The sequence below is a fragment of the Streptococcus downei MFe28 genome (assembly GCF_900459175.1).
GTDB classification, from domain to species: domain Bacteria; phylum Bacillota; class Bacilli; order Lactobacillales; family Streptococcaceae; genus Streptococcus; species Streptococcus downei.
The window spans coordinates 479437-500280 of sequence record NZ_UHFA01000002.1 but is presented as its reverse complement, the minus strand read 5'-3'; the positions used below and the strand labels follow the sequence as shown (position 1 = coordinate 500280).

At 43.1% G+C, this 20844-nt stretch carries 28 protein-coding genes and 1 pseudogene; 1 reads left to right on the top strand and 28 read right to left on the bottom strand.

Going from position 1 to position 20844, the window contains the following annotated elements:
• Positions 1-132: 132 nt before the first annotated feature.
• The 16 genes from rpsH to rpsJ form a co-directional block, all read right to left on the bottom strand.
• Positions 133-531 carry a 30S ribosomal protein S8 gene (gene rpsH / locus DYE66_RS02425; RefSeq protein WP_003001294.1) on the bottom strand — a complete coding sequence of 133 codons (399 nt, stop codon included), beginning with the start codon at positions 529-531 and terminating at the stop codon, positions 133-135.
• A gap of 334 nt (positions 532-865) precedes the next feature.
• Positions 866-1051 (bottom strand): type Z 30S ribosomal protein S14, encoded by a 186-nt coding sequence (locus tag DYE66_RS02420; RefSeq protein ID WP_002959375.1) that lies wholly within the window; start codon positions 1049-1051, stop codon positions 866-868.
• A 17-nt stretch (positions 1052-1068) separates the two neighbouring features.
• Positions 1069-1611 (bottom strand): 50S ribosomal protein L5, encoded by a 543-nt coding sequence (rplE, locus tag DYE66_RS02415; protein ID WP_003001326.1) that lies wholly within the window; start codon positions 1609-1611, stop codon positions 1069-1071.
• A gap of 27 nt (positions 1612-1638) precedes the next feature.
• Positions 1639-1944: a 50S ribosomal protein L24 gene (gene rplX, locus DYE66_RS02410; protein WP_003001275.1), complete on the bottom strand. Its 306-nt coding sequence runs from the start codon at positions 1942-1944 to the stop codon at positions 1639-1641.
• A 95-nt stretch (positions 1945-2039) separates the two neighbouring features.
• Positions 2040-2408, bottom strand: a complete 369-nt coding sequence (rplN, locus tag DYE66_RS02405; protein WP_002959382.1) for a 50S ribosomal protein L14 — start codon at positions 2406-2408, stop codon at positions 2040-2042.
• Positions 2409-2432: 24 nt separating this feature from the next.
• A complete protein-coding gene (gene rpsQ, locus DYE66_RS02400) occupies positions 2433-2693 on the bottom strand; it encodes a 30S ribosomal protein S17 (protein ID WP_003001300.1) in 261 nt (86 codons plus the stop codon).
• A 27-nt stretch (positions 2694-2720) separates the two neighbouring features.
• The gene (rpmC, locus tag DYE66_RS02395) at positions 2721-2927 is read right to left on the bottom strand and encodes a 50S ribosomal protein L29 (RefSeq protein ID WP_003001288.1); all 207 of its coding nucleotides are present in this window, start codon (positions 2925-2927) and stop codon (positions 2721-2723) included.
• A 9-nt stretch (positions 2928-2936) separates the two neighbouring features.
• Positions 2937-3350: a 50S ribosomal protein L16 gene (gene rplP / locus DYE66_RS02390; protein WP_003001328.1), complete on the bottom strand. Its 414-nt coding sequence runs from the start codon at positions 3348-3350 to the stop codon at positions 2937-2939.
• 3 nt (positions 3351-3353) lie between these two features.
• Positions 3354-4007 (bottom strand): 30S ribosomal protein S3, encoded by a 654-nt coding sequence (gene rpsC, locus DYE66_RS02385; RefSeq protein ID WP_003001322.1) that lies wholly within the window; start codon positions 4005-4007, stop codon positions 3354-3356.
• 12 nt (positions 4008-4019) lie between these two features.
• Positions 4020-4364: a 50S ribosomal protein L22 gene (rplV, locus tag DYE66_RS02380; protein WP_002959391.1), complete on the bottom strand. Its 345-nt coding sequence runs from the start codon at positions 4362-4364 to the stop codon at positions 4020-4022.
• 15 nt (positions 4365-4379) lie between these two features.
• Positions 4380-4655, bottom strand: a complete 276-nt coding sequence (rpsS, locus tag DYE66_RS02375) for a 30S ribosomal protein S19 (RefSeq protein ID WP_002959393.1) — start codon at positions 4653-4655, stop codon at positions 4380-4382.
• A gap of 97 nt (positions 4656-4752) precedes the next feature.
• Complete coding sequence (gene rplB, locus DYE66_RS02370) at positions 4753-5586, bottom strand: 50S ribosomal protein L2 (protein WP_003001305.1); 834 nt, start codon at positions 5584-5586, stop codon at positions 4753-4755.
• Between the two features lie 17 nt (positions 5587-5603).
• Positions 5604-5900: a 50S ribosomal protein L23 gene (locus DYE66_RS02365; protein ID WP_003001336.1), complete on the bottom strand. Its 297-nt coding sequence runs from the start codon at positions 5898-5900 to the stop codon at positions 5604-5606.
• On the bottom strand, positions 5900-6523 hold the full coding sequence (gene rplD, locus DYE66_RS02360) for a 50S ribosomal protein L4 (protein ID WP_003001344.1): 624 nt from the start codon (positions 6521-6523) through the stop codon (positions 5900-5902). The genes DYE66_RS02365 and rplD overlap by 1 nt, the downstream gene beginning before the upstream one ends.
• A gap of 23 nt (positions 6524-6546) precedes the next feature.
• Entirely contained in the window at positions 6547-7173 is a 627-nt protein-coding gene (gene rplC, locus DYE66_RS02355) for a 50S ribosomal protein L3 (RefSeq protein WP_003001319.1), read from the bottom strand.
• Between the two features lie 238 nt (positions 7174-7411).
• Positions 7412-7720, bottom strand: coding sequence for a 30S ribosomal protein S10 (gene rpsJ, locus DYE66_RS02350; RefSeq protein WP_002959404.1), 309 nt, complete (start codon positions 7718-7720; stop codon positions 7412-7414).
• 306 nt (positions 7721-8026) lie between these two features.
• On the opposite strand from rpsJ, the pseudogene DYE66_RS02345 reads away from it, so the two are divergent.
• Positions 8027-8440, top strand: a pseudogene (locus DYE66_RS02345) (transposase); the annotation flags it as partial.
• 215 nt (positions 8441-8655) lie between these two features.
• On the opposite strand, the gene DYE66_RS02340 reads toward DYE66_RS02345, so the two are convergent.
• From DYE66_RS02340 to rplM, 12 genes are all read right to left on the bottom strand, one after another.
• Positions 8656-9444: an acetoin reductase gene (locus tag DYE66_RS02340; protein ID WP_002962691.1), complete on the bottom strand. Its 789-nt coding sequence runs from the start codon at positions 9442-9444 to the stop codon at positions 8656-8658.
• 136 nt (positions 9445-9580) lie between these two features.
• Positions 9581-10867 (bottom strand): MATE family efflux transporter, encoded by a 1287-nt coding sequence (locus tag DYE66_RS02335; RefSeq protein ID WP_044124101.1) that lies wholly within the window; start codon positions 10865-10867, stop codon positions 9581-9583.
• A gap of 177 nt (positions 10868-11044) precedes the next feature.
• The gene (gene thrC / locus DYE66_RS02330; RefSeq protein ID WP_003001285.1) at positions 11045-12529 is read right to left on the bottom strand and encodes a threonine synthase; all 1485 of its coding nucleotides are present in this window, start codon (positions 12527-12529) and stop codon (positions 11045-11047) included.
• Positions 12530-12653: 124 nt separating this feature from the next.
• Positions 12654-13817, bottom strand: a complete 1164-nt coding sequence (locus DYE66_RS02325; RefSeq protein ID WP_003001352.1) for a hypothetical protein — start codon at positions 13815-13817, stop codon at positions 12654-12656.
• Between the two features lie 227 nt (positions 13818-14044).
• On the bottom strand, positions 14045-14734 hold the full coding sequence (locus DYE66_RS02320) for an adenine nucleotide alpha hydrolase family protein (RefSeq protein ID WP_003001338.1): 690 nt from the start codon (positions 14732-14734) through the stop codon (positions 14045-14047).
• A gap of 278 nt (positions 14735-15012) precedes the next feature.
• Positions 15013-15786, bottom strand: coding sequence for a hypothetical protein (locus tag DYE66_RS02315; RefSeq protein ID WP_003001348.1), 774 nt, complete (start codon positions 15784-15786; stop codon positions 15013-15015).
• Positions 15787-15882: 96 nt separating this feature from the next.
• Entirely contained in the window at positions 15883-17664 is a 1782-nt protein-coding gene (locus DYE66_RS02310) for an acyltransferase family protein (RefSeq protein ID WP_003001302.1), read from the bottom strand.
• Entirely contained in the window at positions 17661-18095 is a 435-nt protein-coding gene (locus tag DYE66_RS02305) for an MORN repeat-containing protein (protein ID WP_003001313.1), read from the bottom strand. The genes DYE66_RS02310 and DYE66_RS02305 overlap by 4 nt, the downstream gene beginning before the upstream one ends.
• Entirely contained in the window at positions 18074-18499 is a 426-nt protein-coding gene (locus DYE66_RS02300; protein ID WP_115324849.1) for a low molecular weight protein-tyrosine-phosphatase, read from the bottom strand. The genes DYE66_RS02305 and DYE66_RS02300 overlap by 22 nt, the downstream gene beginning before the upstream one ends.
• A 45-nt stretch (positions 18500-18544) precedes the next feature.
• Positions 18545-19543, bottom strand: coding sequence for a Holliday junction branch migration DNA helicase RuvB (gene ruvB, locus DYE66_RS02295; RefSeq protein WP_003001324.1), 999 nt, complete (start codon positions 19541-19543; stop codon positions 18545-18547).
• A gap of 254 nt (positions 19544-19797) precedes the next feature.
• A complete protein-coding gene (gene rpsI / locus DYE66_RS02290; RefSeq protein WP_019769825.1) occupies positions 19798-20190 on the bottom strand; it encodes a 30S ribosomal protein S9 in 393 nt (130 codons plus the stop codon).
• 19 nt (positions 20191-20209) lie between these two features.
• Positions 20210-20656 carry a 50S ribosomal protein L13 gene (rplM, locus tag DYE66_RS02285; protein ID WP_003001316.1) on the bottom strand — a complete coding sequence of 149 codons (447 nt, stop codon included), beginning with the start codon at positions 20654-20656 and terminating at the stop codon, positions 20210-20212.
• Between the last annotated feature and the right edge of the window lie 188 nt (positions 20657-20844).

Below are 20844 nucleotides of genomic sequence, written 5' to 3'. Positions count from 1 at the left end.
AGAGGTAGCTGTTTTGACTTTAGTCAATTACAGCTAAGACTACCTTTAGGTACAAAATTGTCTAGAGTCTCAAGACTCGTCGTCAATTTTCCTATTTTCGCTTTGGTAGCTTAACGCTCTCACATCATGATTTTACCAAACGTAGGCAACCACTTCTCCACCAACGTTCTTTTGGCGGGCTTCCTTATCGGTCAAAAGACCTTCGGAAGTCGAAATGATAGCAATTCCAAGGCCGTTCAGAACCTTTGGAAGCTCTTCGCGTTTTGCGTAAACACGAAGACCTGGTTTTGAGATACGTTTCAAGCCAGTGATAACACGTTGGCCATCTTGTCCATATTTCAAGAAAACACGGACAATGCCTTGTTTGTCATCTTCGACGACTTCAACCTTCTTCACAAAACCTTCACGTTTAAGAATTTCAGCAATTCCCTTTTTAATGTTAGATGCAGGAACTTCAAGAACTTCGTGACGTGCTTGGTTAGCGTTACGAATACGAGTCAAAAAGTCTGCAATTGGGTCAGTCATAACCATTTTTATTTTTCTCCTTACTAGTAGTTTGAAAACTCACTTGCTAGTTAATGTTGTCCGGATGGACGGACTCAGCCAAGCTGATTGGATGTTAACTCGCTTATAAAACGAGCTAATTTGAACTCGCCCTATGAACTGTGCAAAATAGATTCTTGTCTTGTTTGCAAGCAAACTGCAACAAGACCTAATTTTGCTTTGTTCATTGCGGGCTTAGTATCATTTTTATTTGAGTTCGAGCTACTACATGTGCAAAAAAGAGAAATTTCCTAGAGTCTTACGACTCGTTGTCAATTTTCCTATTTTTGCTTTGGTAGCTTAACGCTCTCACATCATGCTCTTACCAAGAAGCTTTGGTAACGCCTGGAATTTGACCTTTGTAAGCCAATTCACGGAAGCAAACACGGCAAAGTTTAAACTTACGGTAAACAGAATGTGGACGTCCACAACGTTCGCAACGAGTATAAGCTTGCGTAGAGAACTTCGCTTTGCGGTGGTTCTTAGCAATCATAGATTTTTTAGCCATTAGATTTACCTCCTATTTTATTTTGCAAAAGGCATACCAAGGCCTGTAAGCAATTCGCGTGATTCTTCATCAGTGTTAGCAGTCGTAACGATAACAATATCAAGACCGCGAACCTTATCAACATCATCGAAGTTGATTTCTGGGAAGATCAATTGTTCCTTCACACCAAGTGTGTAGTTCCCACGTCCATCGAATGATTTGGTTGGAACACCGTGGAAGTCACGGACACGTGGAAGTGACACAGATACCAATTTGTCCAAGAATTCGTACATGCGTTCGCCACGAAGAGTGACCTTAGCACCAATCGCTACCCCTTCACGAAGGCGGAAACCGGCGATTGATTTTTTAGCTTTGGTAATCAATGGTTTTTGACCTGAGATAAGTGCCAACTCAGCAGCAGCTTTTTCCAAGTTCTTACTATTGTTTACAGCATCACCAACACCCATGTTGAGAACGATTTTGTCAACTTTTGGAACGGCCATGACTGATGAGTAGTTGAATTTATCTGTCAAGGCAGGAACTACTTCATTAGTGTATTTTTCTTTAAGACGATTAGCCATTTTTTTACTTTCTCCTTTCCTTCGTGATTAATCAAGCACTTCGCCTGATTTTTTGTTGTAACGAACTTTTTTGCCGTCAACAAACTTGTATCCAACACGTCCAGCTACACCGTTCTTGTCCAAGACTTGAACGTTTGAAGCGTGGATTGGTGCTTCAACTTCAACGATAGCCCCCTGAGGGTTCTCGTTGTTTGGTTTTTGGTGTTTCTTAACAATAGCAACACCTTCTACCACTACCTTATTCACTTTTGGAAGAGCCTTGAGAACTACTGCTTCAGTTCCCTTGTCCTTACCAGCAATAACGCGAACTTTATCGCCTTTTTTTACAAACATTGAGTATTTTCTCCTATTATTTCTTACGCCCTCTGTCTAGGGCACCCTAGACTAGCTAGGGGACTAAGTTTGTTTTTTGTAACTAAGGCCAGAAATTAGAGAACTTCTGGTGCCAAAGATACGATACGCATATAGCCGTTTTCACGCAATTCACGTGCTACTGGGCCAAAGATACGTGTTCCGCGAGGTGTTTTGTCATCACGGATGAGGACTGCTGCGTTTTCGTCGAATTTGATATAAGAACCATCAGCACGACGAGCACCAGATTTAGTACGAACGATAACAGCCTTAACAACGTCACCTTTTTTAACAGCCGCACCTGGTGTAGCTTGTTTGACTGAGGCAACGATAACGTCACCGATGTTAGCGAATTTACGTCCTGAACCACCAAGAACTTTGATGGTCAAGATTTCACGGGCACCGCTATTATCAGCAACCTTCAAGCGACTTTCTTGTTGAATCATGTCAAATGTCTCCTTCTAGTTTGATTAGATAATAACAGCCTTTTCCAGTACTTCTACAAGACGGAAACGTTTTGTAGCTGAAAGTGGACGAGTTTCCATGATGCGAACGATATCGCCTTCTTTAGCAGTATTGTTTTCATCATGAGCTTTGTATTTCTTAGAATAGTTGATACGCTTACCATAGACTGGGTGGTTACGTTTTGTTTCAACTATAACAGTGATTGTTTTATCCATCTTGTCAGATACAACACGTCCAACAAGGGTCTTACGTTGATTACGTTCCATTATTAGAATTACTCCTTTCCCAATCTATTATTTGCTTTCTGCTTGCACGGTTTTCACACGGGCAATTTGTTTCTTGACTTCGTTCAAACGAGCAGTTTGATCAAGTTGACCTGCTGCAGCTTGGAAACGAAGATCAAAAAGTTCTTTTTTGAGTTCGCTTTCTTTTTGAGCAAGTTCTTCTTGAGACAAGCCACGAAGCTCAGCAACAAACTCTTTGATTTCTTTAAGTTTCATGTCTTCTCCTTATTCTGCTTCGCGTTTTACGAATTTAGTCTTAACTGGCAACTTGTGGCTAGCCAAACGAAGGGCTTCACGAGCAACTTCTTCTGGCACATCGGCGATTTCAAACATCACCTTACCACGCTTAACTGGTGCAACCCAACCTTCAGGTGCCCCTTTACCAGAACCCATCCGTACCCCGATAGCTTTAGCGGTGTAGGATTTGTGTGGGAAGATTTTAATCCAAACCTTACCACCACGTTTCATGTAACGCGTCATAGCGATACGGGCAGCTTCGATTTGACGGTTGGTGATCCAGTGGCTAGTAGTAGCTTGCAGGCCGTATTGACCAAAGGCTACTTCTTTACCACCCTTAGCTTCACCACGCATTTTTCCACGGAATTCGCGACGGTGTTTAACACGTTTAGGTACTAACATTTGTTATTTGCCTCCTTTAGTGTTTTTACGAGCTGGAAGCACTTCACCACGATAGATCCAAACTTTAACACCAAGTTTTCCGTAAGTAGTGTCTGCTTCTTCCCAAGCATAATCAATATCAGCACGCAAGGTGTGAAGCGGAACAGTTCCTTCAGAGTAGCCTTCTGCACGGGCAATATCAGCACCGTTCAAACGACCAGATACCTGAGTTTTGATTCCTTTTGCTCCAGCACGCATGGTGCGTTGGATAGCTTGTTTTTGTGCACGACGGAAAGCCACACGTTGTTCCAATTGACGAGCGATGTTTTCACCAACCAGGTGAGCATCCAAGTCAGGTGCTTTGATTTCAACGATATTGATGTGGACTTGTTTTCCTGTTAATTTATTCAATTTAGCACGCAAAGCATCAACATTTGCCCCACCTTTACCGATAACCATACCAGGTTTTGCAGTATGAAGGGAAACAATCACCTTGTTTACCGCACGTTCAATTTCAACAGTTGAAACTGAAGCGTCAGCCAATTCTTTGCTGATGAACTTACGGATTGCCAAATCTTCATGAAGGTAATCTGCGTATTCTTTTTCAGCATACCATTTTGCGTCCCAGTCACGAATAACACCGACACGCATACCAATTGGATGTACTTTTTGACCCACGATTTTACCTCCTTATTTTTCTGCAACAACCACAGTCACGTGGGTTGTGCGTTTGTTGATTGGTGAAGCTGAACCTTTTGCACGTGGACGAAACCGTTTCATGGTTGGTCCTTCGTTTGCAAATGTTTCAGATACGACCAAGTTTGCTTTTTCCAAACCAAAGTTATTTTCTGCGTTAGCGATTGCTGAGTTCAAAACTTTTTCAACCACACCAGCAGCTTTGTTTGGGGTGAATTTCAAGATTGCGATTGCATCGGCAACGTTCTTACCGCGAATAAGGTCAAGAACAAGACGTGTTTTACGAGGTGAAACACGCACTGTACGAGCCATTGCTTTAGCTGAAGTAATTTCTGCCATTGTGTCCTCCTCCTATTAACGAGTTCTCTTGTCGTCTGTTGCGTGACCTTTGTAAGTACGTGTTGGTGCAAATTCACCAAGCTTGTGACCTACCATGTCTTCTTGGATGTAAACTGGTACGTGTTTACGTCCATCATAAACAGCGATTGTATAACCGATAAAACTTGGGAAAATCGTTGAACGACGTGACCAAGTTTTAATAACTTTTTTCTTTTCTTCGTTCGCTTGAGCTTCAACTTTTTTCATCAAATGCTCATCGACGAAAGGTCCTTTTTTAAGACTGCGTCCCATTTAATAATTTCTCCTTTAAATAAGTACCACAGCGGCTTGGATAAGCGAGAGCAGCTCTCACTCATCCTACCGAGCTGGCGGATTTTTAATCTTATGCTTATTTTTCATTACGACGACGAACAATAAGTTTGTCTGATTTAGCCTTCTTGCTACGTGTCTTAAGACCAAGCGCAGGTTTACCCCAAGGAGTAGATGGCGCTTTACGTCCGACAGGTGCTTTACCTTCACCACCACCGTGAGGGTGATCGTTAGGGTTCATTACAGAACCACGAACTGTTGGGCGAACACCTTTCCAGCGATTACGTCCAGCCTTACCAAGGTTAACCAATGATTGTTGTTCGTTACCAACAACCCCAACGGTTGCACGGCAAGTTCCAAGAATCATACGAACCTCACCAGATTGAAGACGAACGAGAACGTATTTACCTTCTTGACCTAGTACTTGAGCGGAAGCTCCAGCCGCACGAACAAGTTCTCCACCTTTACCAGGTTTCAACTCAATGTTGTGGATGATGGTACCGACTGGGATGTTTGCCAATGGCAAAGCATTACCAACCTTGATATCAGCCTCTGGTCCAGATACGATACGTTGGCCAACTTCAAGACCCTTAGGGGCAATGATGTAGGCCTTCACACCGTCAGTATAGTGAACAAGGGCGATGTTAGCAGTACGATTTGGATCGTATTCAATTGTTTTAACAACTGCTTCAACATCGTCTTTGTTACGTTTGAAGTCGATGATACGGTAATGGCGTTTGTGTCCTCCACCATGGTGGCGAACAGTGATGCGGCCATTGTTGTTACGACCAGCTGTCTTGCTCAAAGAAATGAGCAATGATTTCTCAGGAGTGTTTGTAGTGATTTCTGCAAAATCCAAAGAAGTCATATTGCGACGGCCATTTGTTGTTGGTTTAAAAACTTTAATACCCACCTTATTTCCTCCTTAGATTATTCAGCTTCAGCTGCGAACAACTCAATTGCTTTTGAGTCAGCTGTAAGAGTAACGATAGCTTTTTTAGTTTTACTTGTAAATCCTGTATAGCGACCAACACGTTTTTGTTTTGGTTTCACATTTACAGTATTAACACTAGCAACCTTTACGCCATCAAAAGCCGCTTCGATAGCTTGTTTGATCAGCAATTTGTGAGCACGTGTATCAACTTCAAATGTGTATTTACCATTTTCCAAGTCAGCCATTGACTTTTCAGTGATGACAGGTTTTTTGATTACGTCGTACAAGTTCATTATGCAAGAACCTCCTCGATTGTAGAGATTGCTTCTTTAGTAACAAGAAGCTTATCTGCATTCATGATGTCAAGAACACTTGCAGTTTTAGCAGTTGCAACTGCTACATTTGGCAGGTTACGAGCTGACAAAGCAGCCACTTCGTTTCCTTCTTCCAAAACAACAAGTACTTTTGAATCGATGCTAAGCGCCTTAAGAACCTTAGCAAATTCAGCAGTTTTTGGTGCTGCAAATGAAAGAGCGTCCACAGCAACCAGTTTTTCTTCAGCAACTTTAGCTGAAAGAACTGATTTCAAAGCAAGGCGACGAACTTTTTGCGGGAATTTGTAAGCGTATGAGCGTGGGGTTGGTCCAAAGACCACACCACCACCACGCCATTGTGGGGAACGAATAGAACCTTGACGAGCACGGCCAGTTCCTTTTTGGCGCCATGGCTTACGACCACCACCAGATACTGCCGAGCGATTTTTAACCGCATGAGTACCTTGGCGCAGGCTAGCACGTTGGCTAATTACGACGTCGAATACTACTGATTCGTTTGGTTCGATACCGAAGACAGCGTCGTTCAATTCAACTGTGCTAACTTCTTTACCAGTTTGGTCAAATAGTTTTACGTTTGCCATTATTACTGTTTTCTCCTTTCTTATTATTTAGCAGCTTTAACTGCTGTTTTGATGGTGATAAGAGATTTCTTAGCACCTGGGACATTACCCTTAATCAGGATAACGTTCATCTCTGGAACTACTTGTGCAATTTCAAGGTTTTGAATAGTTACACGGTTACCACCCATGCGTCCAGCCAAGTGTTTATTCTTGAAAACACGGTTAGGGGCAACAGGACCCATTGAACCAGGACGGCGATGGTAACGAGAACCGTGTGCCATAGGACCACGTGATTGACCGTGACGCTTGATAGCACCTTGGAAACCTTTACCCTTAGTTGTACCAGTTACATCAACAACATCTCCAGCTTCGAATTGTTCAACTGTCAATTCTGAACCAACTTCCAAGCCTTCAATGTTTTTAAATTCACGAATGAAGCGCTTAGGAGCTGTGTTGGCTTTCGCCACATGGCCTTTGGCAGGTTTGTTGCTCAATACTTCACGCTTGTCATCAAAACCAACTTGAACTGCTTCATAACCATCTGTTTCAACAGTCTTCACTTGAAGGACAACGTTTGGTGTTGCTTCGATGACAGTAACAGGGATAAATTCACCAGATTCGGTGAAGATTTGAGTCATTCCCACTTTTTTCCCTAAGATTCCTTTTGTCATGAGAAAATATTTCCTTTACTTTATTTTTAAAAAGTTTTTTATGAGCGTTTTTCGTGCTCAAAAAAGTTTTTAACGAGCGTTTTTTATGCTCGAATCAAGATACAAAGGACGTCAAACTCAAAGTGAAAACAGGAAAATCAGCGACGGTTCTAGAACCGAGATGATTTTATCTTTTTTCACACAGAGTTTAGTCCGTGTTCAATTTCACTTGAACACCCATCACCTTGTTTTTTCTTGATTAAAGTTTGATTTCTACGTTCACACCACTTGGAAGATCCAACTTCATCAAAGCATCAACAGTTTTTTGTGTTGGGTTGACGATGTCGATCAAGCGTTTGTGGGTACGCATTTCAAATTGTTCGCGAGAATCTTTGTATTTGTGAGTCGCGCGAATAACGGTGTAAAGACTGCGTTCAGTTGGTAATGGAATTGGACCAGCAACTGATGCACCTGTACGGGTTGCAGTTTCTACGATTTTTTCTGCCGCAGTATCAAGTGTGCGATGTTCGTACGCTTTCAAGCGAATACGGATTTTTTTGTTTGCCATCTTTTCTCCTCTCGTCTATTTACGATAATAGGCTAGCTCCTCAAGAAAACCGACAGGTTGCTGCGTGGCAATGCAGCCGAGCGTGTCGCAACCTCTTGTATCATAGCTAAGGCTGTATTTTACAGCACCATAATATAATAACAGAAATGCCAAGGCTTGACAAGGGTTTTTGCTCTTTTTATTAAAAACTTCTTCTTTTTGTAAAGCTGAAAGTTCTAAAATGAAGTTAGCCAGCACAAGGGTATAAAAAAACACCTCAGAGAGATATAATGTAATTCACCACAAACACATTAGAAAGACTCTGAGATGCAAGACTATTATACACCAAAAGGGAAACAGTTAACACTAGCAGACCGTAGAATGATTGAACGGTGGTTACGAGAAGGGCTCTCCCATCGTGAAGTGGCTAGGCGATTAGCCAAAGCTCCCCAAACCATTAACAACGAAGTCAAACGTGGACAAGTTAGACAGCAGGTACGCAAAGGCAAGTTTGAACGGGTTTACTCAGCTGACTTTGCTCAAAAAGTCTATGAAAACAACCGTAAGCGCTCTGTTAAGCAGATCTCTCTAACCAAGGAGCTTAAAGAAAAGATTGTCCACTACATCAAACAGAAATACTCTCCGGAAATGATGGTTAAGGCAAAAGGTATCCCTGTTCCCATCTCAACCATCTACTACTGGATTCACCACGGACACCTGGGTTACCCAAGGGAAGCAAAAATGCGACTCCACAAGAAGTCGCAGTCATTGAAAACTGGATAAACAACTATCCAAAGAAAATACTGGATTACAAATCTCCTAGAGAGTTTTTACAAAAAGGCTAACTTGGACTTGAAATTTGATCTTTTTGTAAAACAAGTAACCGTCACTCTCATTTTTATACTAAAAAGGAGCTCTTAAAAATGCTCCCTAGTAGCTATTTAATCGAAGTTTGGCTATATAAATTGAATTCCTCCATCTATTTGAACAGCTTGACCAGTCATATAGTCAGACTTAGGTGAGGCCAAGTAAGAGACATAGTCGGCAACATCAGCCGGAGTCTGTACACGTTCCATGGTAATCATCTTAGAGTATTGTTCTAAGTATTGACCTTTTTGTCCCCCTTTAAGTTCGACCATTTTTTCATCAATCAAGTCCCACATACTCGTTCCCACAATTCCTGGGCAATAAGCATTAACAGTAATATGTTCGTGTCCCAATTCTTTTGCGGCTGCCTGAGTTAATCCTCGAACTGCAAATTTGGTTGATGAGTAGGCACCTAAAAGATCAAAGGCAACATGGCCTGCAATACTTGAGGCGTTAATAATTTTCCGAATCTTTTCTCCGTCATCTTGTTCACGGAATTGTTCAGTTGCAGCCTGAATACCAAACAGTGTACCAAAAACATTGATTTTAAAGATTTGCTCAAAGTCTTCTGGTGTTTCCTCTTGTAAGGTTTTAATTTGTGCAATACCGGCATTATTGATATAGGTATCTAAGCGTCCAAACTCAGCAACTGCCTTTTCAACAAACTTAACATGAGCTTCTTTTTTAGAAACATCACCTACAACAAAACTTACTTTAAAGCCTTTTGCTACCAATTCATCTGCTGTTGCTTTTGCAGTAGTCTCGTTTAAATCAGCAAGAACAACCGCATAGCCATCTCGGCAAAGTTGTTCAACTATTCCTTTACCAATTCCTTGACCGCCACCTGTTACAACTGCAACTCGATTTTCATTTGTCATAATGGTACTCCTTTCATTTTTACCAGGCTAAACCAGTATCCAAAAATACTTTCAAATTCGCCTAACAACCACTATAAGAGTCATTTTATAGCTAAGAGAAAACGCTGTCAACTTTGACGAGGCAGAGCAAAGATACTTAATCATTCAAAAAAATTACACGTTTATAACAAAGGTAGAGAAAAGCAAAGCGAAAAGCATTATCAGCAAGGGTAGCAATCCAAACTGCGGCCAGGCCGTAACCCATTATAACCACGAGTAGGTAGCCGAGGCCAAGTCTGATAATCCACATTCCTAGGCTTGTTGCATAGAAAGGCAGTTTAGCCTGACCAAGTCCCTGCCAGACTGCTGTATAAATCAGGGTCCCCGACGTCATTAGACTACCGATAAAAGCGTAAAATATAACAATACTACTATAGACAATAACACTAGCATTACTAGTAAAAAGACTTGATAACTGCTCACCCAGAAGGAAGACTAAGCCCCCAACAGCCAGCATGAGCAAGCTGGCTGCCCAGTAGGCCTCGCGAACAATTTTCCTGAGCGCTTGATAGTCCTTTTGTCCTAAACTATGGGCAACCAAAATAACCGTTGCCGTCGCCACGCCCATTCCTGGCATATAATCAAATTGAGTCAAAGTCTCACCGATGGCATTCCCGGCAACCGCCTTGGTTCCTAGACCAACAATCAAACTGACAATGATGACATCACCAGCTCGCATCATCAGTCTCTCACCCGAAGCAGGTAGGGCCAAATTGATGAGTTCCTTATTGGTCAACTTACTCTTAAGCAAATCCCTTAGCTTAAGTTTTGAGGAATGCCAAAGGATAATGGTCCCCAGCAGGCGAGCGAGGACTGTCCCCCAGGCAACACCCAGGACTCCCCAGTGGCAAACAAAGACGGCTAGGGCCGATAAAACAGCGTTTAAAAAATTGGAAAAAAGGCTGACATACATGGAAATTTTGGGCCGTCCCTGGGCGCGAAGAATATTGCCCAAAACCGTCATCAAGCCCAGAAAAACTACCCCGCCACCAACAATAGCTAGGTAGTTGCCTCCGGTCTGGGCAACAGCATCTTGGGTTCCCAAGAGAGACAGGGTTGTCCTACCAGCAAAAATAGAATAGGCTCCCAAGACCAGGGTTAAGACAAGAGTCAACAAAAGCGAATCCCAACTGGTTTGTAAGACGGCCTCTTTATCCGTTTGCCCCAGCTTTTTAGCAATAAGACTGGCTACGGCACTCCCGAGAGCAATCATGAGAGCCTGATAAATAGCCATAATATTATTAGCGACCGAGACGCCCGAAACCGCAACAATCCCAACTTGAGCCACCAAATAAGAGTCCACAAAGCCCATTAACATCTGCAGAAAGTTTTCTACCATGGCTGGTAGGGCTAGTGCCATAATCTTTTTTTGAAATGTTATCATCTTATAAACAAAAAAGCCCAAGCCTCGTTACTTTTCACCATCGAACACCTTGACGCAGTGGATGATTGAAAGTCCTTATCCCTTGCTAGGCAAGTGATAGCGGCCATCCTAATCAACTGTGCGGAGGCGGGACGACAAAATCGATTTCTCCGAAATCACGATTTTTGTCCCGCTCTCCTACACTCCTAGATAATCCTCAACGGCCTTCTGCATAGCGTTTGTGGCCACGACGGTCTTATGGCGAACCTCTGCTGTCTCTAAACCAGCCACTGCTCGCGGAATAGCAACTCCAGACAGGTCATGGAGCTCTTCTACGGCCTTGAAGTCATCCCCAGCATCTCGACCACTGACGGCAGATACGGCTACACGTGGAAATTTGTAGGGACTGGCTGTCGAAACGATAACAACGGGAGTCTCATCTCCAGACTCTTTCTTGTAGGCCTGATAGACTGCGGAGGCTACCGCCGTATGAGGGTCCTCAATATAATGAGTCTCCTGGTAGATCCGTTTGATTTCAGCAGAAGTCTCTTCCTCTGTCGCAAAACCAGCCGTAAAGTTTGCCAGAATTTCTGGATGGAGGGCTTCCAGATGGTATTGGCCCTTTTCAGCCAGTTCTTCCATCAAATGCTTGGTTTTAGCGGCATCATTTCCTAGGAGGTGGAAAATCAGGCGTTCCAAGTTTGAAGAAACTAGTATATCCATTGAGGGACTAGAGGTTACCTTAAAGTCCCGTTTTTTATCATAGGTCTTGCTTGCAAAAAAGTCGGTCAAAACCTTGTTTTCATTGGAAGCACAAATCAGCTTGGCAATGGGAACCCCAATTTCCTTGGCATAATAAGCTGCTAAAATATTCCCAAAATTCCCTGTCGGAACCGTCACATTGATTTTTTGCCCATTTTGAATATCCCCAGACTTGAGCAACTGGGCATAGGCATAGACATAATAAACAATCTGAGGCACAAAACGACCGATATTCATGGAGTTGGCAGAGGACAACTGCATCTTATGAGCCAGCAACTTTTGCCCCAATTCCTTATCATTAAACATCCGCTTAACATCGGTCTGGGCATCATCAAAATTCCCCTCAATAGCAACAACGTGGGTGTTCTTGCCCTTTTGGGTAGTCATCTGCAACTCTTGAATCTTGCTGACCCCACCCTTAGGATAAAAGACAATAATTTCAGTTCCATGCACGTCAGCAAAGCCAGCCATGGCTGCCTTTCCAGTATCTCCAGAGGTCGCTGTCAGGATGACAATCTTATTATCAACCCCCTGCTTCTTAGCCGCAGTGGTTAAGAGATGGGGCAAGATGGATAAGGCCATATCCTTAAAGGCGATTGTAGACCCATGAAAGAGCTCCAGATTGTATTGGTCTCCCAGTTTTACCAGAGGCGCAATAGCCTTGGTGTCAAACTTATCATCATAGGCCTTGGCGATACAATTATCCAATTCGGCTGGGGTAAAATCGTCCAGGAAGGCCGACAAAACTAACTTGGCTACCTCTTGGTAGGAAGCCTCCTTCAATTGGTCAAAATCAAGGTCAAGCTCTGGCATTCTTAGAGGAGTAAAGAGCCCCCCATCACTAGCCAATCCCTCTAGAATGGCCTGGCTGGCGGTCACTTGATTTTGAGCATCCCTAGTTGATTGATAAATTAAGGTCATGGTCTTATCCTCTCCTTGCTAGTCTTTGAAACATTATATCACAATTGTCAGAAAATTTGGTAGCCTTTGGGAAATCAAGCTCCAAAAAAAGAATCTCAAGGAAAGTCCTGAGATTCTCTTTATCTTATTCGGTTGTCAGGTTGATGGTATGCTCGTTGTTATCCTTCAGAGTCAAGCCATTTGAGGTCTTCTTATAGGAGATCTTTTGACCTTTTTCAAAATTAACTAACTTACTGTCGGAATTGACCTTAGTAATTTCAATCTTGCCACTGACACGATTAACCTTCCCTTCAAACAAGGTTCCCGATGCCTGATTTTTATCAGAATCGTAGCTCAAACCGTCATCCTCAACTTCGCTAGATAGGGTCTTGGTGAAACCTTTTTCATCAAGGTCCGATCTTTTAATCAGTGTATCCAACAAATAATTCCACTCATCATTGGAGAAGCTACTCTTATAGGTCGAATAAGTCGAAGAAAGGTTTGACTTCACTTCGTCATAAAAATCATCATAACTAACATCATAAGTTACGCTGGCTTTGACAACATCACCCTTGATAACCGTCTCAACCTTGACATTATCAGTAAAGCTTGAATAAGCAATGGTTCCCTTATCAAAGGCCTTGTCCTTCAAATCCTTTTTCAAGCTACTTTGCAGGGTCGTTGCTTGATAGGTCCCATCAACATTGCCAGAAAAATGACGGTAGAGTAGGACACCTCCGATAATGAGGAAGACAGCTGCTACCCCACCAACAATACTCCAAATAATCTTCTTGACCATTCCAGATTTTGCCTGGGAAGGTTGCATATAAGGAGCTTGGGCAAAGCCATTTGCAGCCATTTGGGGATTGGTCATATTAGGGGTCTGGTAGTTTTGAGCAGGCATCCCATTCACCGCTCCTTGGTTTCCTTGATTGACCAATCCAGCTTGGTTAGTTGGTTGCCCATTGTAAAAGGCTTGGTTGGGAGCCACCTGACTAGGAGTAGCAGTTTGGAAACCAGCCTCTCCTGAATTAGCAAGGCCAGCAGGCTGGGGCTGATTCGGTAAGACCTGCCCAGCTTGAGGGACCGCTTGAGATGGATTTTGTAGGATTTGAGGATTAGCTGGGCCTTCTTGGGAAACCGGCACTTGCCCGGCTGAGTCTGGGCTTTGAGCCCAACCAGCTTCCGGATTTTGGACCTGACTAGCTAGCCCTGGGGCTGCATTGACCTCTGATTGAAGTTCCACCTGACTCTTAAGAGACTCGGATTGAGCACTCTGCGAATTTGTATTGAATTCTTCTGATGACATAAGGACTCCTGTTTAGATTAGTTTAAGTTTATCCTACCACGCTTTCCCATAACTGTCAATCACCTTTTCACAAAAATCAGCCCCAAAAGTCAAAACCTTCCATGAAAATAGACGGCCCTGTACAGAAGGTCTGAAATCCTACCCCTGGGTGGCTAAGCTGCTATCGTTTCTCTTAGGCCTGAGCTACAATAAAAAGCCAGTTCAATCGAACCGACTTTCTAATAACCTTATTTCTTTTCAAGTTCAACGGTTTTTTTACCATCTAAGGTTACACCGCTTGACGTTTTCTTGTAGTCATAGCCCTTACCTTTTTTGAAGATATCCTTCTTGCTAGACTTATCTGTTGAAACTAAATCATCACCATCGAATTCCTTGGTAATCGTAAGAGTACGAGACCAAGGGTTAACCTTGCCCTCAAAGGCAGTTAGGGTCGCCGTCCCGGTATCTGAATCATATTTACCACCGTCTTTTTTGGCAGACTCTTCCATGGATTCATCAAATTCTTTTTTAAATTTCGACTTACTTTCAACTTCCATGCCATAACTGTCGGCTTCTTCCTTGGCAGCTTGGTACATGCCATCACGGTCAACGGTAATACTTTCTTTGGCGACAGCCTTACCATTTTCAATCGTAACGTCAACCTTAAAGGTGATGTATTCGCTGTATGGATTGTCCTCTTTTTCCAGTTCTTTGGTGAATTCCTTCTCAATGGAAGTTGCCCGATAATGGCCGTCAATGTTTCCCGACAGGTACCACCAGGCCGAGCCACCTCCAGCGATTAAAGCAATCGCCACGACGGCTGAAACAATGATTGTAACAATCAATTTGACATTGGTCTTCTTCTGCGGTTGTCCTGGCACTTGCCCAGGTGCTACTCCTGGCATAGGGGCTTGATTCTGATTGGTTTCTCCTGACATAAGCGTCTCCTTTTAATTTCGTTTAAGGTGATTTTAACACTCTAACCACTAGCTGTCAAACCAAAATCAAAATTTTTCATCTAGGCTGAGGCCAAACTTCAATAGTTAAAGACTTTTTATCGCTCCCCCCAAATAATGGCCTTCTCCCTTCAAAAATAAAAAGAGCTTGAGAGCCCCTCTCAATCAAGAAGGTCTCCCAAAACTCAATGTCTTATTTGGACAAGCGCAAATCCTACTAAAAAAATTTTGTTTTTTATGATTAGATTTCCGAGCTAGTCTTAATTCTTTTGCAAGTGGATGGTCTTATCCGCCTTCAAGTCGAGGCCTGAGTCCGTCTTGTTAAAGGAGAGAGAATTTCCTTTTTTGAAGACATCCAAGGGATTTGAGGCCGCTTTACTGTCACCGATAGTCAGGCTACCCTTGCCATAAACCTTGCTAACGTCGATGGCGTGTGTCCAACGATTAACCTTTCCTTCAAAGACTGTTGCCTTTACTATTCCAGCATCCTCATCATAAGTGAGACCTGCTCGCTTGGCTGATTCCTTAATATCTGCGTTGAACTTTTGTAAGAACTCTTCCTCAGTCGTAGGTGTCCCATATTGGTGAAGATCATCAAGGGTCACCCCTGGCTTATCCTTGATCTGTGACTCCAGCATATTTCGATATTGTTGATAGGCTTTCTTGCGATCAAAGGTAATGGTTTCTATAGCCTGAGCCTTGTCATCTTTAATCGTGACATCCACCTTAAAGCTGATATACTGGCTGACATCAATCTGACTCTCGTCTGAGCTGGTAGTACTTGGGTTCTTTAGTTCTTTCTTGGATTCTTCTTCCAAAGTCGTTGCTCGGTAGCTTCCGTCGATGTCACCTGACCAATAGCGATAGGCTGCCCCTGCTCCACCTAGAACTAAAATAAGCAATAAGAGAGTCCAAAAGATTTTTTTTCCTCTTGACTTCTTCTTTTTAGGTTTAGCAGATGATTGCGAGCGTGAAACTGCTCTGCGACTGTAGGTTTGCTCTGCTTCAAATTCTTGATTATATTTTTCTGACATCTTTACTCCTCATTATTCGTGCTAAAAGCCAGCTTATCATCTAAGCTGGCCCCTGTCAACGATATTCCTTCATGTTTTTTAAATGTAATATTCCTGTTACTGACCCTTGGCAGACTTCTTAGATGCCTGAGAAATAGCATCCTGGATAGTCTGGACATAGAGGTCGGCTCCATTGGTTGATTGGGAATAATGAACCCCATCAGTCCCTCCCCAAATATCAGGATTATCTTTGGCGGTCTGATACCAGTCAGCCACCGTAACATAGTCATTATCCTGGGCCAACTGCAGCTCATAATCCCGAACAGCAGACATCTTAGTATCTTCTTGCGCATCATAAGGCGTTACCAAGACCAATCGATGGCCATCTGGCAGAGCATCCAAGAATTGCTGGATATCACTTTGGTAGTTGTCTGGTGAATTAACCCCAACCGCCAAGACAACCGTCTCTGGCAGGGTATTGGCATCAACATTGGTCTTAAAGGTCTCATAGGCCGCATCGAAACTTCGGCTAACAGAAGCATCAATCAAGGCATTAGGCATCTTACTGCTAAAGGTGTCCTGTGAACGCAGGGCTACCGAGTCCCCGATAATCAGGACATTATTCTGGGCATTGGCATCGCCCGCTGTTCGCTGATTGGTTAAGTTCATCCCTGTGTCAGCCTGGGTGAGGGAATCCACCAAGACACCAGACTCAAATTCTCCTAGTTTAGGAGCTGCAAAGCTGATAATCAGGCTAATAACAGCTAGAATACCAGCCGAGCCAATGATCCATTTTTTACAGGGAGTCACATTAAGCTTAATTCCCAGCATCTTAGGCTCCTTACCAGCAATCATGGGCTCGATAACATAGAAAGACAGGGCCGCAAAAGCTGTTGAAAGGACAAAGGTCAGCAGACTGGCCAACCAATTAGACATCAGTTGTGAAAAGATAATGTAAAAGGGCCAGTGGAAGAGGTAAATGCCATAGCTTATATCCGAGAAAAAGGTGACGACTACTGGTTCATCAACAGCAGGAAGCTTGTCATGCAGAGCCCTAGCTGCATAAATCATTAGGCAGGCAAATAGACTAGCGAGGGCGAAACCAAAAAGATAGGTCAACTGCCCATCATAGCTTAAAACAAAGCCTAGCAAGAGAAGCAGAGCAAAGCTACCAACAAATTGGAATAAAATCCGTCGGAGCGACCAACGTTGGACATTTTTTTTGAAGCGCTTGGTGGTATCAGCCACCCCCGACATGGTCGCATAAATAGCCCCCAGATAAAAGGGGAAACTGTGGCTAAAGGTCGAAAAATAGTTGAAAGAAACATTCTTAACCAAAAAGCTACTAATAAACATGACTAGGTAGCCAGAAAAAAAGAGGGCCGTTGAGGCTAAAAAGATAGCCCCCCGGAAATTTACACTGGTCAGCTTACGCCTAGACAGCCACCAAACAAGAATTCCCCAAAAGATATAGAAATGCACTTCGACGGCCAAACTCCAGGTATGGAGGAAGAGGTGGGGATTAAATTGATTTTCATAGTTACTGCCGATGAAGATTTCATACCAATTGGTCATAAAACCAAAAGCTGCTACAATCTGCCTACCGATACTAGCGATAAAATCATTTCTAACCAAGAGCGTAAAGGGCATGGTAACCAAGACCATAATGACAATTGGTGGAACAATGCGATAGAAACGCCGTTTAAAAAAGCTCAGCAAGTCGATACTCTGCTTGCGATGATATTCATCAATCAAGAGAGCTGTAATCAGAAAACCAGAGAAGGCAAAAAAGACATCAACCCCAATAAATCCGCCGGGCAATGCTTTTCTAAAAAAGTGGTAAACCAGAACCAGCAAGAGCCCTGTTACCCTGACAAAAGAAAACCACTTAATTCTCATTTTTGATAAATTCCTTGCTTAAACCTTCCACTATACTTCTTTCCATCAGCCGTCGTCAGGGTTCCTTTGCCATTCGCTTGACCCTTGCTAAACTCACCCTTATAACTCCAGCCAGTCTTAGACCTAAAAGTCCCCTGACCTTCAAACTGGCCATTGACAAATTGGCCCTGGTATTGATCTCCGTTTTTATAGGTTAACTTGCCTTGACCATTCATTTTATTATTCTTAACACGACCAACATAGACAATTTTGTCCTTATCAAATTTCAAGGTTTTGTGACTACCAAAAGGCATCTTTAAAACCGAGAGGGCACATAAGAGAAGAATGATGACAGCAGCCCACTCCAAACGTTCTCTGGTCAATTGACCAAGATAGGTCTTGAGCAAATCCTTATTATTTTTATGTCTCTTTAGCTTAGTCTTTCTAGCCAAGACCTGCACCCCTCTCTAACTAATTGATAGGTCTCTTCAAAATCGCCTGTATACCAAGGATCTGGCACCCCACCCTCAATAAAGAGTTGAATTCGTGAGGTCGAAGCTTGTGGAAAAAGTGCCCGCAAATCTGCAACATTTTGTTGGTCCATCCCGATGATGACATCAAAGTTTTCTAGATCTTCTTGAGAAATTTGTTGAGAAGTCTTGGTTCTACTATAGGGCACACCATAGCGCTTCAAGATAGCCTGGGTCCCTTGATGAATAGGATTCCCGTGTTCCCATGAAGAGGTGGCCCGGCTTTCAACATAGACTTCTGCAGGGTCAGCCATGGACTTCATCACAAATTCTGCCATCGGGCTACGACAGATATTTCCAAGACAAACAAAACAAATTTTTTTCATAGCGCTATTATATCATAGAGATGACAAATCTAGAGAGGGCCAAACCTAATCAATCTTAGGCTCAAGCCCCAAATGTTCATAGGCCTTGGCAGTTGCCACCCGACCCGAACGCGTCCGCATCATAAAGCCCTTTTGAATCAGGTAGGGCTCATACATATCCTCAACCGTCTCACGTTCTTCTGCAATATTGATGGACAGAGTCCCAAGACCGACTGGACCGCCACCATACATCTCAATCATGGTTCTGAGAATCTTCTGGTCAATGTAGTCCAAACCTTCTTGATCAACATCCAAGAGGGTCAGAGCCTTGTCGGCAATTTTATTATCAATCAAACCATCCCCAATGATTTGAGCATAATCTCGAACCCGCTTGAGTAAGCGGTTGGCAATCCGAGGCGTTCCTCGACTGCGCTTGGCCAATTGGATGGCCGCCTCATGAGTAATCTCTGCCTCAAAAATTTCAGCCGTCCGCTCAACAATTTCGGTCAGGTCAACTTCTTCATAGTACTCCATATGACCATTGATACCAAACCGAGCCCGCAAGGGATTGGACAGCATCCCGGCACGAGTTGTCGCTCCAATCAAGGTGAAAGGAGGCAAATCTAGGTGGACACTACGACTAGCTTCTCCGGCTCCGATCATGATGTCAATGTAGAAATCTTCCATGGCACTGTAGAGCACTTCTTCAACCGCCATAGGCATCCGATGGATTTCATCGATGAAGAGGACATCACCAGGTTCTAAATCATTGAGGATGGCAACCAAATCCCCAGCCTTCTCGATGGCGGGGCCAGACGTTTGCTTGAGATTGACCCCTAACTCATTGGCGATAACAAAAGCCATGGTGGTCTTCCCCAAGCCTGGAGGGCCAAAGAGTAAAACATGGTCCAAAGCTTCATCCCGCAATTTGGCTGCCTCAATAAAAATCGCCAACTGATCCTTGACCTTATCCTGACCTATATATTCCTTGAAAGTTTGAGGCCGAAGCGTTCGCTCGACCTGTTCTTCACTTTCCATTAGTTCATCATCCAAAATTCTAGTCATGTAGTCATTATATCACAAAATCCAGTGCTTAAAATGACGAATGACTAAAGATTTTTACTGAATTTTGCTCACCAAGGCTGTCAAAAGAAGGACCAGCTAAAAGCCAGAAGCAATCTCAACATTTCCCAACTCCCATAATATTTCTCCCTTTATCTGGCTATCAAAATTCCAAACAGTTATTGCCAGTAGACTACCAAAAAACACCCCACAGCCAAGGCCATGAGATGCTTGAAACGTTGATATAATCGTACTGATTAACGTTTTGAGAATTGTGACGCTTTACGAGCTTTCTTAAGACCTGGTTTCTTACGTTCAACCATACGAGCATCACGAGTAAGAAGACCAGCACGCTTAAGTGAGTCACGGAAATCTGGATCAACTTGAAGCAATGCACGGGCGATACCATGACGGATTGCCCCTGATTGTCCACCGTAGCCACCACCGTTAACGTTTACGAAAACGTCGTAAGAACCAACAGTTGAAGTCACTGCGAATGGTTGGTTAATGACGAGACGAAGGTCTGCGTGTGGGATGTATTCTTCTACATCTTTGTTGTTTACAGTAATTTTACCAGTACCTGGAACCAAACGTACGCGTGCTACAGCATTCTTACGACGGCCAGTACCTGCATATTGTGCTTGTGCCATTATTTATGCTCCTTTCCTCTTAGATAAGTCCTGAAATATCAAGAACTTCTGGTTGTTGTGCAGCATGAGTGTGTTCGCTACCTACGAAAACTTTCAACTTCATACCTTGTGCACGTCCAAGAGTATTGTGGGGAAGCATACCCTTAACTGATTTTTCAATCAAGCGAACGGCATTCTTAGAACGCAATTCTCCAGCAGAAATTTGCTTCAAACCACCTGGATACATTGAGTGAGTGTAATAAATCTTATCACTCGCCTTTTTACCAGTCAATTTAACCTTTTCAGCATTGATAACAATGACAAAATCACCTGTATCAGTGTGGGGTGTAAAGGTTGGTTTGTTTTTACCACGAAGTACGCTTGCTACTACTGCAGAAAGACGTCCAAGTGGGACATCGGTTGCATCAACAACGTACCATTTGCGTTCAACTTGGCCTGGCTTAGCCATGTATGTTGTTTTATTCATGATTTCTCCTATAAGTCGTTTTTGTTTACAGTGTGGATGTTCCGGTCCACGGGTTATTTCTAAAGCTTTCCGGGGCTTCTGAAATGGGGTAAACAATACCAGCTATTATCATACCAATTACAAAAGGCTAAGTCAAGTAGTTTTCCTTTACTTTCTGGGAAAAATGAGTCTGTTAATTCCCAAAGTGA